General features: G+C 59.8%; 5 protein-coding genes. 1 reads left to right on the plus strand and 4 read right to left on the minus strand.

What is annotated here, in order from left to right; genetic code table 11:
• Positions 1 to 13: 13 nt before the first annotated feature.
• The 3 genes from AC1D1M_RS27200 to AC1D1M_RS27210 all read right to left on the minus strand — a co-directional run bounded on the left by AC1D1M_RS27200 (position 14) and on the right by AC1D1M_RS27210 (position 10,239).
• A complete protein-coding gene (locus AC1D1M_RS27200; RefSeq protein ID WP_477778065.1) occupies positions 14 to 1,522 on the minus strand; it encodes an amino acid ABC transporter permease/ATP-binding protein in 1,509 nt (502 codons plus the stop codon).
• 83 nt (positions 1,523 to 1,605) lie between these two features.
• Positions 1,606 to 2,460: an ABC transporter substrate-binding protein gene (locus tag AC1D1M_RS27205; RefSeq protein ID WP_477778066.1), complete on the minus strand. Its 855-nt coding sequence runs from the start codon at positions 2,458 to 2,460 to the stop codon at positions 1,606 to 1,608.
• Between the two features lie 1,032 nt (positions 2,461 to 3,492).
• On the minus strand, positions 3,493 to 10,239 hold the full coding sequence (locus tag AC1D1M_RS27210) for a cadherin-like domain-containing protein (RefSeq protein ID WP_477778067.1): 6,747 nt from the start codon (positions 10,237 to 10,239) through the stop codon (positions 3,493 to 3,495).
• 236 nt (positions 10,240 to 10,475) lie between these two features.
• On the opposite strand from AC1D1M_RS27210, the gene AC1D1M_RS27215 reads away from it, so the two are divergent.
• Positions 10,476 to 11,579, plus strand: a complete 1,104-nt coding sequence (locus tag AC1D1M_RS27215) for a helix-turn-helix transcriptional regulator (protein ID WP_477778068.1) — start codon at positions 10,476 to 10,478, stop codon at positions 11,577 to 11,579.
• 478 nt (positions 11,580 to 12,057) lie between these two features.
• On the opposite strand, the gene AC1D1M_RS27220 is transcribed toward AC1D1M_RS27215, so the two are convergent.
• Positions 12,058 to 12,399, minus strand: coding sequence for a winged helix-turn-helix transcriptional regulator (locus AC1D1M_RS27220; RefSeq protein ID WP_477778107.1), 342 nt, complete (start codon positions 12,397 to 12,399; stop codon positions 12,058 to 12,060).
• Positions 12,400 to 12,420: the final 21 nt, after the last annotated feature.

Consider the following 12,420-nt stretch of genomic DNA (forward strand, 5'->3'; position numbering starts at 1 on the left):
GCACTCCCTCCGTTCACGCCAGTTGTACGTCTTTGAGAAACCTGGTCATGCGCTCGCTTCGCTGTTCCAGCATCTCGCGCGGCGCGGCGTTCTGGATAATCTCGCCACCTTCCATAAACACCACCCGGTCGGAGAGCCTGAAGGCGAAGTTCATTTCATGGGTCACGATCACCATGGTCATGCCTTCGCGCGCCAGTTCCTCGATCACCGCCAGGACATCGCCGACCAGTTCCGGGTCGAGGGCCGAAGTCGGCTCGTCGAACAGCATCACCGAAGGTCGCATGGCCAGCGCCCGGGCAATCGCCACCCGCTGTTGCTGGCCGCCGGACAGTTGGTGCGGGTATTTGCCGGCATGCTCCAACATGCCCACTTTGCGCAACAGCGCCAGGCTCAACAAGCGCAAATCATCGCCGCCACCATGGGCGTGATAGACCGGTGCAAGCATGACGTTTTCCAGGGCCGTCTTGTGCGGGAACAGGTTGAAGCCCTGGAAGACCATCCCGACCTGCACGATGCCCTGCATATGCACCTTGTGACCCAAGGCGCCTTGCGGTTCTTTGCTGCCCCGCAGAAAGGGTTGGCCTTGCAGAGTGATTTCGCCATGGTCGAGGCTTTCCAGGCCGTTCATGGTGCGGATCAGCGTGGTCTTGCCTGAGCCGGATGGGCCGATGATCGACACCACCTCGCCCCAACGCACATTCAGCTCGACGCCCTTGAGCACCTCCAGTTCGCCATACGACTTGCGCACGCCCCGCGCCTGAAGGGCAAACTCACCAGGCTCGGCCTGGCCGACAGCACGCCGGGTCGCCACCTGCCCGAGTTCGACGGGGGCGATGCACTTCGGTTTGCGCCGGGTCACGTCCAGATGGTTTTCCAGCAGACGCAACAGGCGGCTGAACACCGTGACGATAAACACGTAGTAGAAGGCCACCGCGAACATGGTCTCCATGACCAGGAAGTTCTGGGTGTAGAGCTGCTGGCCGACCAGCAGGATTTCCGACAGCGAAATCACCGAAACCAGCGAGGTCAGCTTGACGATGGTGATGTATTCGTTGGCCAGGGTCGGCAACGCGACGCGCAGCGCCTGAGGCACCACGATCAGTCGCTGTACGCCGCGATAGCCGACGCCCAGGGCCTTGCCCGCTTCCAGTTGCCCCTTGGCCACAGCCAGCAGGCCGCCCCGGTGGATCTCTGCGATATACGCCGCTTCACTGAGTACCAAAGCGATAAGGCCTGCCGAGTAGGGATTGGAAAGCAGCGCACTGGTGGAAGGAAACGCCTGGGGCAGGTTGTAGACGAAGATCAACAGAACCAGTAACGGCAGACTGCGGAAAAACCAGATATAGAGGCTGGCCGCGTCCCGCAGAAAACGCCGTTGCGACTGTCGCGCCAGCGCCAGGAAGAAACCGAAGACGATACCCAGCAGCCAGGTTTCCAGGCTCAGCTCGACCACAGTCGCCACGGCTCGCCAGAAGTCGCCGTTCCACAATAGGCCCAAGGTGTAGTGCCAATCGAATTGCATGTACTTACTCCGCGTTGCTGTGATTTTTCCACAGACTGGAAAGAATCGATGAATCGGCTGCCGGGTGCGCTCGGCGCAATGTCTCAGTGTGTGGTGGTGCCCAGCGCCGCGTTGACCTCCTCGGCATTCGGTTCGTCCAGGTTGTAGCGGGCGAGCAATTCACCGTAGCTGCCGTTCTGTTTGATCTGGCCAAGTGCCGTGGTCAGCTCTCCCAATAACGCCTGGTTGCCTTTGCGCACGGCCAGCCCGATGACCACCGGATAGATCAGTTCGCGGGAGCTGATAACCGTTTTGCCCTGCAGTTTTTGTACGGTGATCTTGGCTACTGCGGGATCCTCCATCTGCACATCGACCGCCTTGGCCAGCAGGGCCTGAGCTGCTTCGGGCGAGGTAGGGAATTCACGAGACTCGATCGCCGGCTTGCCCGAGGCCAGGCAGTATTCGGTGGAAACCTTGTTGAGCTTGGGAACCCAGGACGCGCCCTTGATCGAGCCCACGCGCTTGCCGCAAAGGTCTTCCGGCCGCTGTGGCCTGAAGTCGCTGGCGGTGAGCACCATCAGCGAAGAGCCGGTCTTCAGGTAGCTGAGGAAATCTACCTGCCTGGAGCGTTCCGGGGTGACATACAGTGCCGAGGCGACCACGTCGAAACGCTGGGCATTGACACCCAGTATCAGGTTGGCAAAACGAGTGTCGAGGAAGCGCGGCTCCAGCCCCAGTTGTTTGCCTATCAACTGCATGAACTCGGGGTCGAAGCCGGTTGGCTGCTTTTGCTCCAGATAGGTGTAGGGCGGATAAGTCAGGTCGGAACCGACCGACAGCTCTCCCTGCTTGAGCGTGCCCTTGATCTCTGCGGCAGACAGTAGCGGCGCCACGCAAGCCAGGGCGATCGTCAACGCGAGGTTGCGCGTGGTTTTCTTGCCCATCAGACCTTTTTGCATGTTCGTATCCTCGGTAGGTGGAAGCAGTAAGGGCGGCCATGATTGTTCAACAATCACTTTAGTTCTTATATGCTCATACCGTGCCAATTACCGAATTTAAGGCCTGCTTGAAAGTTTTTTGTCTGGAGAACGCCTTTTATGGACAGGCAGGTACGCCAACACGGTGCGATTCGTTACCGAACGCTACGTTACAGAGCAAAAAACAGGTTTTACGCAGCTGAAATTCCGAGTGATTACCGAACGCGCACGATTCCCGTATAGCTCGTAAGCTGCAATGGATTGATCGTCATTGTGGAGGGGCAGCTTCACTATTTGGTGACCCTGCGCTCCGTAGTGGCTCGGTAAGTCGCGCGCTCATCTCGATGGATTCCTGTACCCAATCGAACGGCAGCCAATGACTTCAACGTTGGATTGGCAGCGCCCAGGCAGGCGTCGATTTCACGGCCCTCCGGACATTTTCAGACAGAAAGGGACCTGGTCCCCCTCATTACATCGATCTCTATTTCGAGGTAATGAGGGTCGACGTCAGCGTTTATAAGCAATGGCGCGATCGAGGTGCATTTTGAAGCCAAGCTTTTGCCTCATTAAGAGCCCCAGTGTTTGTCTGCATGGTGTGTAGCGATAGGCCGCTTCACGTCCCGAAGAAGTCAGTCAACCTAAATCAAGACTCTTGAGGATGCGACGCCCTTGGGTGCCGCAAGCAAGAATTTCAGTGCAGCCAGGCAATGTTCAAGGGCGTTAAGAGCAGAGCCTGGGATCATGACCACTCGCTCAATGAGAAATGACCGCAACCTCCACCTTTCGGTTATTCCTGTACCGCAGGCTCATGGCGTACAAACAGAAGCCGCCCTGGTGAGGCTGATGACGTCCCTGCCGGCAACCGGAATCGTCGGTAGCTGAACGGCCTTGATGTGCCGTCATCAGGAATCCATATGTAAACTTCAACGCGCCCTCGCCCTCCTGACCTTCAGATCAGCCTGCCCAACTGCCCCATCTCCTCACCCGACTGATCGGCGGGTGAAGAGCGGGTTGTCAGCCATATACCGCCATATCACTCGCCGTCAGGGTCGTCACACCGACCAGCGTCACCAGCGCGATGGCGTTGCCGTTGGCGGCGCCGTCGGCATCGTAATAGAGCGTATGGTCATCCTGATTGAACACGAGGTTCGCCCCTGCCGCCTCGTTTTGCCCGCCACTGACATTGGCCAGCGCCTCGGCGACAGTCTGGCCCTGCAGATTGAACACCCCAGTATTGAGCGCCAGCAAATCGCTGCCCTGGGTGAAGTCGGTGATCAGATCGGCACGTGCGCCAGGCAACTGGGTGAACTGGAAGGTGTCGGCACCGGCGTCGCCGTTGAACCAATCGGTTTCGAGGGTGCCGCGGATCACGTTGGCCGAGGCGTCGCCGGTCCATTCAAGGTGGTCGGCCAGTACCTGCAGCTGCACACCGTCGCCAAACTGCAGCGTTTCAAAGTCATGCAGGGTATCGGCGCCTTCATTACCATCAGCAACATTCAGATCGTTGACGCTGATCAGGCCAACCGCCTGCACAGCAAATGCAAAGTCGTGCTGATTGCCCTGATACTGCGCCGTATCGTGGCCTTCTCCACCGAACAAGGTATCGTTGCCGCCGCCTCCGACAATGCGCTCGTCGCCGTTGCCCAGCTGGACCAGGTTGTCGCCAGCATCACCCACCAGCGTCAGCGTATTGACGACCGCCTGGCCGCTGGCGTCGTATCGCTGCGTGTACACGCCGTAACCGCTGCCGTCCTGCCCGTTAGAGGCCCAGCTCATCACATAACCGCCGTCACTGAGCGCGCTGATCGTCGGGGCTTGCTGACTGTCGGAAGTGGTGCTGTTGACCCGCACTTCGCCGCCCACCGCTGCGCCGCTGGCATCGTAATGCTGCGTGTACACGCCGTGGCCGCTGCCGTCCTGACCAAGAGACGTCCAGCTCACCACATAACTGCCATCGCTGAGCGCGCCGATCACCGGACTTGTCTGATCGCTAACGGTTGTGCTGTTCACCCGCACCTCGCCCCCCACAGCGGCACCACTGGCATTGTAACGCTGTGTGTACACACCGTAGCCGCTACCATCCTGGCCATTCGACATCCAGCTCACCACATAGCCACCGTTGACCAGTGCCGCCACGCTCGGGGAGGCTTGGTCATTCGCGGTGAAGGTGTTGACGGGCACTTCGCCGCTCACGGCTGCGCCGCTGGCATTGTAGCGCTGGGAATAGATGCCCCAACCGCTGCCGTCCCCGCTAGACATCCAGGTCACCACATAACCACCGTCGCTGAGCGCAGCAATCGCCGGTTGTTCCTGGCTGCCGAAAGTATTGCTGTTGACCCGCACTTCGCCGCCCGCGGCTGCGCCGCTGGCCGTGTAGCGCTGCACATAGATACCCCAGCTGTTGCCATCCTGGCCCATGGACATCCAGCTCACTACATAGCCGCCGTTGGTCAGAGCCGCCACGCTCGAGCTTATCTGGTCATTGCCAATGAAAGTGTTGACCCGCACTTCGCCACCCTGCGCCACACCACTGGCGTCGTAACGCTGCGCATAGACACCCGAAAGGTTGCCGTCCTGACCGAACGACTCCCAAGTCACCACGTAGCCGCCTCCGGCCAAGCCCGCGACGCTGGGGTTAGTCTGATCATTCGCAAGAAAGCCATTGACCAGTACTTCCTCGCCAAGCTTGTTGCCGCTGGCGTCATAGCGCTGCGCGTAGATGTCGAGACCACCGATAATCAAATTGGCCGAATGCCAGATCGCCACATAACCGCCGCCAGCCAGCGCCGCCACACTCGGGCTAGACTGGTCACCGGCCGTGACGGTGTTGACCAGCACCTCCCCTCCCGGGGAGCCGGTGACCGTGATCGTGCCATTGGCAAAACGCAATTGCTCGACAGCATTGATCTGATCCCGCCCGGCCTCGCCACTCCCTGCGCCCGCCTCGACCGCCAGATAGCCATGCGGGTCGAAGGTAACGGTGTACTGGTTCATGCTGGCGCTGTAGACCGCACTGTCGTTGCCCGCTCCACCTTCAAGCCGATCGTTGCCAGCACCACCTTCGAGTTCGTCGTCGCCTGCGAGGCCGAGCAGCGTGTCGTTACCTCCGTGGCCGAGCAGGCGATCAGCCGCCGCTGTACCGGTCAGCAGGTCGTTGCCGGGACCGCCTTCGATCAGGTTCAACTGCACTGCCACCGGCGTGGTGGCAGCGCTTGCCACCACCTCAGTCGTACCACCGTCATCAATGTAGCGCGCCTCGACGCGAACCTGCTGGCCGACTTCAGCAGCACTCAGCGTGTAGGTGTTGCCAGTGGCGCTGGTAATAGCGCTCCAACTGTTGCCGTCACTCGAGTGTTGCCACTGATAGCCGATGATTCCCAGCCCATCGACATCGACCAGCGAATGACTCGCACTGAGTATCTGCCCTGCGGTAGCGCTGCCGCTTATTGCAACCGTGCCTGTCGGTGCGTCATTAATCGCCGTCAGACTGAAGCCCTGGTTGGTGGCGACCGAACCGCCGTTACCATCGTTCACCTCATAGTTGAGCGTGACCGCACCGTTGTAGTTGGCATCCGGCGTGAAGGTCCAGCTGCCGTCGCCGTTATCGACCAGCGTGCCGTGGTTGGTGCTCAGATTGGCGACGGACAAGGCGTCGCCATCCGGATCGCTGACGTTGGCCAGCAACTGCGCGGCGGTAATGTTATACGTCGTGTCTTCGAAACCCGAAGGTAAAGCGCCCGGGACGCTGACGACTGGCGCATCGTTGGTGTTGGCAATGGTCAGGTTGAAACTGCTGCTCGCCGTGGCATTGCTGGCATCGGTGGTTGTCACTCTCACACTCAGGCTGCCCACATCGCCATTGCCCGGTGTACCGCTGAAGCTGCGGCTGACCGGGTCGAAACTCAGCCAGCTCGGCAACGGGTCACCGCTGGCCAGGCTGGCGCTGTAGTCGAGGGTATCGCCATCGACATCGACGAAGGTATCGGCCGGGACGCTGAAGCTGAAGGAACTGTCCTGGCTGGCATTCTGATCGGTGAGCGGGTTGGCCAGGGTCGGCGCGTCGTTGACCGGTGCAAGGTTGAGGTTGGCAGAGGTCGCCACGTCGTTGCCGCCGTCGGTGACTACCACGTTGAACGTCACTGCACCATTGCGGTTGGCGACCGGTGTAAAGGTCCAGCTTCCGTCGCCATGGTCGGTGAGCGTGCCGTCGTTCGGACTGACGTTGACGCTCTTCACGCTCGGCGTGTTGACGATGTTGCTGGTATTGGCCAACAGTTGCGCGGTGGTGAAGGTATAGGCGGAGTCTTCACTGCCATCGGCCAAGGTCACCGGGCCGCTCACCAGCGGCGCGATGGTATCGAGGGTGAGCGTAGTGCCGGTGCCGCTGGCGGTGTTGCCAGCCGTGTCGCTGGCCGTTACCGACACATTGATCGGGCCATCGCTCAGGTTGGACAGGTCGGCGCTGCCGTTGACGCCGACGACGCTTTGGCTGCCATCGCTGAAGCTGACGATGGCGCTGGCGTCCGCGTCGAGGCCGGTAACCGTGTAGGCGACCGCCGTTTTCTCGGCGTTGTTGATAAGGGAATCGGCCAGCGACACCGTCAGGTCACCGCCCGTGTCGGCGGTGGTGTCCAGTGTGAGCCCGCCGGTGCTTGTGAAGGTAAGGTCATCCATCGCGAAGCTTGCGCCCCCATCGTGGATGTCCAGCCGCGCAATCGGGTCGCCCTGGGAGGTCACCGTCAGCAGGGTATTAAATGCCGCAGATGGCAAAACCGTTTGCCCTATCAGCACGCCCGAGGCGTTGTAAGCAAAAAGACCGGTAAACGGTTCACCCGAAACATAGGCCGACACCGATTGGATATTGCCGGTAATGGCCAAATTGAAAGTGAAGCTCATCAAGCCCAGTTCAGAATAAGAGAGGTTAGCTCCTGAGTGAGCATTCCATCCGGTCCCAAGAGCACCAACGACTGTGGCGCCAGAAACAGTGACGCCCGCGTACGGGGAGGGCAACGGGCCAATTTGAACATCATCGAATGTCAGAGTTTTAGTCGGGCTGCTGGGGCTGTTGCCGGCGCTGTTGCCAGCGACATCGGTGGCGACGATCGACACGTTGATCGGGCCATCGCTCAGACTCGACAGGTCGGCGCTGCCGTTAACGCCGAGCACGTGGTTATTGGTCGAGTCGCTGAAGGTGACGACGGCGCTGGCGTCTGCGTCGAGGCCCGTCACGCTGTAGGCGACTGCAGTCTTCTCGACATTGTTGATCAGTCTGTCGGTAAGCACGACCCTCAGGTCGTTACCGACATCGGCGCTGGTATCGAGGGTGTAGCTGTGGCCGGTGCCGGCTTGGCTGTTGCTGGCGGTATTGATGGTCTGGACCAGCAAGCCGGTGCCGCTGCTGATGAGGGTGACGCCGCTGGCGCTCCAGTTATGGGTGGCGTTATTGGCCACCGCATTCACCCAGGTGGTGCCACCATCGGCGGAGACCTGGATGGTCTCGCCAGAATTCAGGGTGCCGGTGTAAGTGCCGCTCACGGTCTGGCTGGCGACGTTGGTGAGGAAGTCGCCAACGCTACCGCTGTCATCGCTCAGCGCAGTCACCGTGGCCACTGCGGCGGGAGCATCATCAACCGCTGCGAGACTCAGGGTGGCCGAAGTGGCGACCGTCGCGCCAGCACTGTCGGCAATCACTAGCGCAAAATTCACCAGGCCATTGCGATCCAGCGCTGGGGTGAAGGTCCAGCTGCCGTTGGGGTTGGCTGTGATCGAGCCGTCAGCCGGGTCGACGCTGATACTCTGCACACTCAGACTGTCGCCGACATCCACGTCGCTGGCATTGGTCAGCAGCTGTGCGGCTGTAATCGTATAAGCAGTATCTTCTGTGCCACCGGGCAAAGTGACCGGGCCGCTGACCGTTGGCGCATCGTTGACCGGGGTGACATCGACACTCAAGGTATTGGCATTGATCGAGAAGGCCGTGCCGTCGCTGACCTTGAAACCGATGCTGGCATAGCCGCTACCATTACCGTTGGGGGCCGGCACGAATTGCAGCTTGCCGGCGTCGAGGTCGGCCTTGCTGATGACCTGGTCCTGAACCACTGCGACCCAGGCACTGCCATTGTTGTACTGCAGGCTGCCGAGCGTTGGCAGGCCGGTGATTTTCACCGCTGCAAGCGGGCTGTTTTCCGGGTCGCTGTAGGTGCCGAAGTCGGCACTGCCCAGGATGACCGGCGTGTCCTCAAGGGTGGTCTGGCTGTCATTGGTGGAGCTCGGCGCGACATTGACCGGGCTGGTCGCCGCGGCCTTGAGGGCGGCGGTGTTCCAGACCACGTTGTTGCCGAAACGAAGCTGGTCGATCTCGTAATCGGCGCCCAGATAAAAGTTTTTCAGGGTCAGGGTCTGTGAGGTAGCCAGCACCACCATCTGCAGGTCGTTGCCGGTGTGCACGAAGCGCACGTTGTTACTGTTGAGCCCGACCAGTTGCACGGTATCGACGTCGGCGCTGGCACCGCCACTGTTATCGATCACATCGTTGCCATAGTTGGTGCCATAGAAGTAGGTGTCGTTGCCGCGGCGGCCAATCAGAAAATCATCACCGGTACCACCATCGAGGAGGTTATTGCCGGTGTTGCCGGTCAGTCGGTTGGCCAGGGCATTGCCGGTGCCATTGAGATTACTGTTGCCGGTGAGTTCGAGATTTTCCAGGTTGGCGCCCAGAATGCAGTTCAGCGAAGCGCGGACGGTATCGTTACCACCACCTGCCAGTTCGAACAAGCTATCGCCACTCTGATCGACGATATAGATATCGTCACCGCTGCCGCCCGCCATGCTGTCGGTGCCAGCGCCACCGTCAAGCAGGTCATTGCCTGCGTCGCCGTTCAGGCTGTCATTACCAGCACCACCTTGCAAAGTGTCATTGCCATCACCGCCCTGGATCAGGTCGTTACCGGCACCGCCGTCAAGCAGGTTATTACCGGCGTTGCCGATCAGAGTGTTGGCCAGCGAGTTGCCGGTGCCATTGATGTTGGCGCCGCCGGTCAGGGTAAGGCGCTCGACATTGCTGCCCAGGTTGTAGTTGATGCTGGCCTGAACCAGATCATCGCCGGCGTTGTTCGCTTCCACCACCACATCTGCGGCGGCATCGACCACGTAGGTGTCATTGCCCACGCCGCCTTCCATACGGTCATTGCCGCTGCCCCCGTCAAGCGTGTCGTTGCCGCCATTACCCAACAATGTATCGTTGCCACCCAAGCCCAGGAGGATGTCATCACCGGGATTGCCGTTGATCACGTCAGCGCCATTGGTTGGCACGACGGGCGGGTAAAAAAGATTGGCCAGGATATCGCTGGCGCTCCAGCGGCTGCCGTCTGCGAACTGAATTCGGTCGATCGCATGGTCTGCATCGAGGAAGTGCTGGCTCACGGTGAGGGTTTCGCCAGTGGTCAGAATACTGAGCACCAGATCGTTACCGATCCGGGTCAGGCGGATCTGGTTGGCGTTGAGATTGGTCAACCGAATGGTGTCGATGTCGCTGTTGACGCCACCGGAATTGTCGATCACATCGAAGCCATAACCCTGGCCGAAACGGTAAGTATCGCTGCCGCGTCCGCCTATGAGCAGGTCATTGCCGGTACCACCATCCAAAGTGTCGTTATCACCGTTGCCCAAGAGTGTGTCATTGCCGCCCAGACCGTTGAGGGTGTCGGCCGCTGACCCGCCCGTCAGCGTATTGGCGCTTTCATTACCATTGATGATTGCCATGACCTAACCCCTTATACGTCTGAGATTTTTACGGTGTCATGACTTTAGTTCGCAGCCCCCCACTTCTCCCTCATCCGTTTGAATGATCAGACAAACCTTTCGTCTGATAATCGAACCACGCACAAGCCCCTTTCCCGACCACCGGTATTGCAGAAAGCTCGACCATGCGCCATATGAAGACGTAGCGCCCGCAGGTTCGACGGCGCTACGCCAACCGCTAGCAGGGAGGCTTGCCCTTGCCACGACTGGATGATCAGAAGGCCTACGACGAATTGGTCGTCCTTTGTTATGAGTGCGTGCTGGACAACTCCGCCTGGCGGCCACTGCTCGAACTACTGGTCGCGGCCAGCGGGCGACAGCAGGGCTTGTTGCTCTTCACCGATTACCTCAAGAGCGGCACTCACGCCTCCACCACGCTCAACCTGTGCGACCCCGCCGCGATCGACGTCTACAACCGCCACTACTGCAATCTGGATCCGGGCCTTGTCCTCATCCGCTCCCACAAAGTGGGTGACTGGTACAACGACCTCATGGATTTCGGTCCCGAACGCATTCGGCGCGACCCTTATTATCAGGAGTTCTACATCCCCTTCGGGCTGCATAACCTCTCCTGCGTCAAGCTGGAGGAACAGGCCGATTCGGGCATCTACCTGACCGTGCTCAACGAGGTCGGCGCGCCCTTGCCAACCGCCCAACAGCAGGCCTTGCTGCTGCGGGTTAGCCCGCACCTGCTCAAGGCCGCCAAACTGTCCAACAAGGTCAACCGCCTGGAACTGGAGTTGGCCACACGCGACCTGCTGCTGGACCACCATCCCGCCCCGCTCTGGCTGCTGGACGGCGACGGTCATGTACTCTATTGCAACCAGATGGCGGCGCGACACATGGGCCAGAGCACTTTCCCGCTCTATGAACACTTCAATCGCCTGCACAGCAAGAGTCAGGACACCCACCTGCTAGCGCTGATACGCCGCGCCGCCGGCAAGGACGGTAGGCGCCGCGCCGGTTGGCTGTGCCTCAACCCCATCCAGCCGCAGGAGCTGCTGGTCACGCCGGTCCCGGCCGAAATGGCCTTCAACCGCCACTTCCAACAACCCTTGGTGTTGCTGGCACTGCTGGAAAACCAGCCACAATCTCAGCTGCTGTCCGAGCTCTTCCAACTCACGCCGGCCGAACAGCGCCTGGCTGAACTACTGGCTCAGGGACTCACTCCGGAAAACTGTGCGACTCGTTTGAGCGTGTCCATCAACACCGTGCGCACGCAACTGCGCGCTCTGTTTCGCAAGACCGACACTAGCCGCCAGGCCGACCTGGTCAATCTGATCGGTCGCTTGCACGTCTAAGCACCAGGCCTTGTCCCCTCATCGGTCATGTTGCCATTTCACCCGCCACTGTTTCGTCTGGAGCAACCGAGTAGCGAAGATCGCGATTTAATACCGGGCACCCTTATGGGCTACCGGTTTGTCCTACTGACCAGGTAGCGCGCTGAGAGGCCTGCTGTTCTCCCTCTCCAGAATAATTCCATGCGTCATTAGCACAACCACTTGGTGTACTGATGACTGTGATTTGCCTACCCGCTTTGTCGATTACGTTCACTAGCCACAGGCAGCTTTGGGCCCAGAGTGTGTAAAAACGCATGCGCCGTTTTGAAGTCTGCGTTGCTACGTAAAATCTGCTGGTGCATGTGTAATCAGCAGACCAGAAATTTGCGTAGGAGCGCGATTTTTGTTCCAGCCCCGACTGTCAAACGTGTTCTAAAACGTTTTTACACAGCCTCGGCCAGGAGCAGCCTCTCATGTGAGGCTGCGAAACCACGGGGGCTCAAGCATCTGGATTGAGCGTCTCCCTGAGTTCCGCCCATTGCAATAGTGCATCCAATGCCGGACACAGCGCCTGGCCCCACTCTGTCATGCGATATTCAACTTTAGGCGGTACTTGCGGATAGGCGGTGCGATGCACGATGCCATCCGCTTCCAACTGGCGTAACTGCTGAGCGAGCATCTTCTGGGATATCTCGGGGATTAGCTTTTCCAGCTCGGAAAAGCGTTGCACCTGGCCACCGAAAAGGTGGAACAGGATCACCAGTTTCCAGCGGCCTTCGAGTTGCCGGAGCACTGCTTCCACGCTGCAGGCGGCGGTCGACGGGGTGTAAATCGCTCTCATATTTACCTGACTTACTTTTTC

It is taken from the genome of Pseudomonas sp. P1_F7 (genome assembly GCF_056405655.1).